The 5,460-nt window shown below is 73.3% G+C and carries 5 protein-coding genes; all 5 read right to left on the bottom strand.

Annotated features, from left to right (window positions below):
- On the bottom strand, nt 1-1,311 hold a 1,311-nt coding region (locus tag EYA84_RS25025; protein ID WP_131055911.1), incomplete at its 3' end, for an NAD(P)-binding protein.
- Nucleotides 1,308-2,240 (bottom strand): NAD(P)-dependent oxidoreductase, encoded by a 933-nt coding sequence (locus EYA84_RS25030; RefSeq protein WP_161595034.1) that lies wholly within the window; start codon nt 2,238-2,240, stop codon nt 1,308-1,310. The genes EYA84_RS25030 and EYA84_RS25025, both read right to left, overlap by 4 nt.
- A 65-nt stretch (nt 2,241-2,305) precedes the next feature.
- A complete protein-coding gene (locus tag EYA84_RS25035; RefSeq protein ID WP_131055913.1) occupies nt 2,306-3,319 on the bottom strand; it encodes a trans-aconitate 2-methyltransferase in 1,014 nt (337 codons plus the stop codon).
- 1 nt (nt 3,320) lies between these two features.
- Nucleotides 3,321-4,580, bottom strand: a complete 1,260-nt coding sequence (locus tag EYA84_RS25040) for a beta-ketoacyl synthase (protein WP_131055915.1) — start codon at nt 4,578-4,580, stop codon at nt 3,321-3,323.
- 9 nt (nt 4,581-4,589) lie between these two features.
- Entirely contained in the window at nt 4,590-5,375 is a 786-nt protein-coding gene (locus tag EYA84_RS25045; RefSeq protein ID WP_131055917.1) for an SDR family oxidoreductase, read from the bottom strand.
- Between the last annotated feature and the right edge of the window lie 85 nt (nt 5,376-5,460).

Consider the following 5,460-nt stretch of genomic DNA (forward strand, 5'->3'; position numbering starts at 1 on the left):
GGTGGTGCCCGCCTCGGTGAGCGCGCCGAGCGCGGTCGCGGTCGTCGGCTCGTCGGGTGACGGCGACGGCGCGCAGGCGCCGATGGCGACCGGGAACTCCAGCCCGGCGATCTGCCAGGTGGGGTGACCGGGCCAGGAGAGCCGGGAGACGCCGAGCGACTGCCACGCGCGCCAGTTCCGCAACGCGACGGAGGCCGACACGATCGGGTACCGGCCGAGATCGGCGGCGGTGGCCCGCTGCTCCGGCCCGAGTTCCGGGACGAGAAGCGCCGTGGTGTGCGCGGGCGCGGCGACGATCGCGGCCCGCGCCCGGTACGTGATCGTGCCTGCCCCGCCCCCCTCGACCTCGACCTCGACCGTGTCGGTACCGGCGTGGCGCAGCGCGGTCGCCGTGGCGTTCAACCGGATCCGGACCTGGTTGTCCGGCCGGTCGAGCGCGTCGACGGACATCTCGGCGGTCAGCCGGTCGTCGACGGTGTCGGCGTCGAACAGGTCGGGCACCAGATGGTGGGCCAGCGCGCGGGCGACCGTGGCGTTGCCGTCCGGGAAACGGTAGATCGGCGGGTCCAGGTGCGGGAAGAACCTCGCGCCGGTCCGGGTCAGCCCGTCCCACGGCGCGCCGCTGGGGCGGACACCGAGGCCGTCCAGGCCCAGATAGCCGATGAGCGCGGCGTCCAGGGCGGGATGCTGGTCGAAGGTCATGCCCGACTGCGCCGACGTGCTGTACCGCAGAAACCGGTGGGTGTCCTCGTCGAGTTCGGCGAAGTCGCGAAGCACCTCGTCGCAGCTACGCCGCCGGAGTTCGGCGAGCTTCTCGTCATCGGTCCGGCCGGCCAGCCAGTCGGTGGGTTCGTCGACGAGCGCGGCGACCTGCGGTCTGGCCCGTGCGGCGAGCGGCGCGTCGGTGAGGTCCACGGCGTCGGACGGGCCGTGGGCGGCGAGGTGGCTCCGCCCCCAGACCGAGGCGGCGAAGGCGAGGCCGTGGCCGCCGGCACCCCGGTCGGTGTAGTGCCGCGCCACCGTGTCGGTGTGGAAGCGGTCGGTGTCGACGCCCACGGTGGCCAGGGCGGACCGGACGGCCGGGGCGAAGGCGGAGGGGAAGGTGAGTTCCTGGGCACCGCCCGGCGAGACGAGCCGGCGTCCGTCGACGTCGAAGGTGTGCCGGATCGCGGGTCCGCCGAGCTGCGTACCGGCTTCGACGATCAGCACCCGCGCGTCCCGGTCGACGTCGGTGATCCAGTAGAAGGCCGCCGAGAGTCCGGCGACGCCGGCACCGACGACGATCAGGTCGAACTCGGGTGTGGTCGTCATGGTCGGCCTCCTGCTCGCGGCGTGACGATGGTCAGCGGCCGGCCCGACGGGTCCAGGGTCCACCGGAGGCACGCCGAGAACGTGCCCGGCTCCTGCTGCTCGGCCCACTGGTCGCCGACGAGGGTGGCGAGTGCGGACCGGCGCGGCGACCAGTCGAGCACCGCACGGGCCCGACGCAGGTCGCAGGCGGGACGGTCGTCGACGTCGGCGCGTTCCGGCAGATGCCGGCGTTGCACCCGTCGCCGGGTGACGCGTTCCACGGTCGTGAGGACGGCGTCGATCGTGGACAGCCGGCCACTGCCGATCTCGACGGCCTGGTAGCCCGCGACCGGTCGGCGGGCGGCGCCGACGACCGCCCGCGCCGCGTCGAGGACGTGCAGGTAGTCGCGGCCCGACGAGCCGTCGCCGTAGACGTCGAACGGCCGGTCCTCGGCGGCGGCACGAAGCGCCGCCGCGACGATGCCCCGGTCGGTCGGCGTGCGCGGCCCGCCGAGGGCGTTGAGGCGCAACGAGACACCGAAGCCGTACCGTTCGACGAGTTCCTCGGCGGCCCGCTTCGACTCGGCGTAGGCGACCCGGTCGGAGTGCCGCCCGGTCGGACCCAGGCCAGCGACCATCGCGGTCGACGCGAACACCACCCGGCACCTGCTGGTCCCGGCGACGGCGTCGAGGAGCAGCCGGGTCGCGTCGACGTTGCACCGCGCGTAGGTGCGGGCGGCCCGTGGACCGGGCTGCAACGGTGTGACGGCGGCGAGGTGGCAGACGGCGTCGACCTCGGCCACCGCCCGGCGCAGCGCGCGGCCCGGACCGGCCGCCGCCATGCCGAGTTCCCGCCCCGGAAAGGTGGTGACGTGGTCACCGAGGGCGGCGAACGCCTCGGTGACCCACCTGCCGAGGAAACCCGTCGCCCCGGTGACCAGGACCCGCACCGGACGCGTCGGGCCTGCCGCGACGGCCGGTACGCGACCGGGGGCTTCCGGTGCCCGCCGTCCACTCACGGCGCGTCCGGTGCGGTGGCGACGGCCACCATCACCAGCTCCGGGCCGGCGCTGTTGACCTGGATTTCCGCGTCGACCCCGGCGGCGTCGAAGGACGTCTGCCAGGCGGCGGCCGAATGGAAACGGCTGCCTCGCCGACAGGCCTCGGCGGACAACGGCAGCAGGTTGAAGATGAACTCCTGGTGCACGAGGTCGCCGGGGGCGCAGAGCGACTCGCTGAGCACCAGCGCGCCACCGGGCCGGACCAGTGACCGCAGGTGGCGCAGGGTGGACGGGATGTCGGCGGCGATGTGCAGCGCGTTGACGGCGAGCACGACGTCGTAGCCGTCCGGGGCCAGGCCCTGGTCGTCGGCGAGGTCGAAGTCGAACCGCCGGAACTCCAGGCGTACCGGGGCAGGGGTGTTCCCGCTGTGTCTGCGGCGGGCGCCGACCAGCAGGCTGGCGCTCATGTCGGTGACCGTGTAGTCGTAGGTGCCGCGTAGGTCGTCGGGCCAGTGCGCCAACAGGTGTGCGGTCGCCCCGCCGGTGCCCGCGCCCACTTCGAGGATCCGGGTGCCGCCACCGGTGCGCAGGGTGGTCTCGACCGCCGCTGCTGCGGCGGCGTTGAGCGGCCGGTACAGCAGGTTGTCGGACTGGAAGTAGCCGTGCCACAGCCGCATGCCCGGTCCGGCAAGCAGGATCTTGCGGCCGGAGGAGGTGCCGTCCAGGAAGCCGGGGTACGCGCCGGCGGCGTGGCGCAACAGGTCCACCGTCGGCGCGTGGCTGCCCGCCGTCGGGTCGACCGACGGTACGGGCCGGGGGAGTGTCCGGCGTTCGGCGGCCCGGCGGAGCCAGGCGACGCAGTGTCCGCGATGCTCGTCGCCGGCATCCACCGCCTCGGGATCGAGCGTGTCCAGGATCGACTGCGCGAGGTCGCCGGTCACCTGCCACGCGTCGGCGCACGCGTCGAGGTACGCCTCGTCGACGTGGGCGTCGACGTGGCCGGTGTCGGTCCGGGTCCGGTCGGTCATGTCAGATCGCCTCCAGGACGATCGCGCCGTAGAACCCGCCGAAACCGACGGCGGACTTGACGGCGTACCGGATGTGCGTGGACGTCCAGTCGGTGGGCAGGTCGAGGCCGTGGGCGGGCGTCGCGCCGGGTGTCCCGGGCAGCCGTCGTTCCGCCATCGCCTTGAGCAGCAGTGCCGTCTCCAGCAGCGAGGATCCGCCGAGGTTGTGCCCGACGTACGGCTTGAGCGGCAGGCACACCGGTTGCCGGGTCTGGTCCGGCCAGAGTCGCCGGATCGTCCTGGCCTCGTAGGTGTCGATCATCCGGATCCCGGTGCCGTGCGGCACGACCACGTCGACGTGCTCCGGGTCGAGGGCCGCCTCGCGCAGGGCCCGCCGGATGGACCGCTCCTGGTTGGCGCTCGCGGGGTGGGGTGCGCTGACCCGCCACCCGTCCTGCGTGAACCCGGCACCGCGCAGGCGACCGTAGATCCGGGCACCACGGCGACGGGCGTGCTCCTCGTCCTCCAGCACGACGGCGGCGCCACCGTCGCCGAAGACGGTGCCGGCGGCTGCTGGGTCGAACGGCCGGGGGACGCCGTCCCGCGCGTACAGGCCCATGTCGGCGAACCACCGGAACTTGCCCGAGCTGAGTGGGTCGTCGGAGGCGACCGCGACGGCCAGCGGGGTGCGGCCGAGCCGGATCTGGGTGGCCGCGTTGTCGATCGCGGTGAGGCCCGACGCGCACGCGGAGTTGACGAAGCCACACTCGCCGCCGATGTGCAGCGCACGGGCGACGAGGTAGGGCGCGAGGAACGTGTTCAGCGCGAAGATCTGCTCGGACAGGTCGGCGTAGCCGGCCTGCGCCGTGCCGGTGTCGTGCTCGGCCACCGCCCCGTACAGCGTGCGGGCCAGACGTTCGACGCCCGGGTGTTCGTCGGCCACCACGAGCCCGACCTCCCGCAGGTCGAGATCGGGGAAGGCGCGTAGTCCGGCGTCGTCCATGGCGAGCCCGGCCGCGGCGACGAGATGCTTGATGTCGCGTTGCTGGTCGATGCCTTCGCGTTCGAGTTGGGCACCGTCGACGTACGTCGCGGTGACGTCCGCGAGGCGGTAGTCCGGGGCCATGAAGACCTTGAACGTGCCGTCCTCCGGACGCGCGGAGGGCAGCTCGACCATCTGGGCGCACGGCGGGTCGGCTTCGATCGTGCGCCAGGTCTGGTCGATGCCGATGCCGGCGGCGCTGACGACGCCGAGTCCGGTGATCACCACTGGCCTGGTCATCCGCGCCTCCTATGCGGTGAGCCCACCGTCGACCACGAAGGTCTGTCCGGTGATGTATCGAGCGCCGTCCGAGACGAGGAAGCCCACGAGCGGGGCGACGTCCTCCGGCTCTGCGAAGCGCCGCAACGGGATCCGGCTCAGATAGGCGCGCTTGACGGCGGAGGGGAGGTCAGCGGTCATGGCGGACTCCACCAGCCCCGGCGCGACGCCGTTGATGGTGACGCCGAACTGCCCGAACTCGCGGGTCAACGCACGGATCATCGCCTCCATGGCGCCCTTGCTCGCGCCGTAGTTCGCCTGTCCCGCCACGCCGGCCCGCCCGGAGACGGAGGAGATCAGAATGATCCGGCCGAACCCGGCGCGGACCATGTCCGCCCCGGCCAATCGGACGAACTGCATCGCTCCCCGCAGGTTGGTGTCGAGGACGTCGGCCCAGTCCTCGTCGGCCATCTGCAACAGCGGCCGGTCGCGTCGGATCCCGGTGCAGTAGACGAGTGCGCCCGGCGGCCCGAGCGCCTCGACGAAGTCTCGATAGGTCGCGCGGACCGACTCCGGGCTCCGGGTGTCGCACCGGCGCCCGACGCTGTCCAGTCCGGCCTTGTCCGCGTGGGTCAGCAGGTCGCGCAGCGCCTCATCGTTCGCGTGACAGGTGAGCCCGACACGGTGGCCGGCGTCGACGAGGGTGGTGGCCACCGCCCGTCCGAGGTCGCCGCTGGCGCCGACGACGAACGTGGTCGACCGCGTCGTGCGGTCCACGGTCGTCGCGTCCGGGTCGACCGCTGGTGGGGCCGTCATCGCGTGACCGCCCCCGCCGCGACCGCACCGGCGGCGACCGGCTCCGGCGTGAACGCGTTCGCTATCCCGACGAGTGACGCCATTC

Source organism: Verrucosispora sp. SN26_14.1 (assembly GCF_004307965.1).
GTDB lineage: Bacteria > Actinomycetota > Actinomycetes > Mycobacteriales > Micromonosporaceae > Micromonospora.